The sequence below is a fragment of the Rahnella sp. PAMC25617 genome, from assembly GCF_050606005.1.
GTDB lineage: Bacteria > Pseudomonadota > Gammaproteobacteria > Enterobacterales > Enterobacteriaceae > Rahnella > Rahnella variigena.
Map to the genome: position 1 here is coordinate 1 of NZ_JBOCUM010000226.1, position 209 is coordinate 209.

General features: G+C 59.8%; 1 protein-coding gene. It reads right to left on the bottom strand.

Annotated features, from left to right (window positions below):
- Positions 1 to 209: proline dehydrogenase family protein (locus tag ACM615_RS24235; RefSeq protein WP_431012684.1), on the bottom strand; the 209-nt coding region annotated here is incomplete at both ends.

Sequence of the window (209 nt, forward strand, 5' to 3'; positions counted from 1 at the left end):
TGAATCTCGGCATCTACCTTCTCCATCGCGAGATTGGCGCCCTTGACCAACCGCACTTTAATCCCCGCCCCACCGGCAGCGGTACGACGGTCAGCCCACTCAACAAGACCTTGCAGAGCGGACAGCGAGTCGGGCAGGTAGGCCTGAAGGACAATGCCAGCCTCCACATGACGCAATTCGGGGCGGTCAAGGAGCTTCTGGAAGACTTC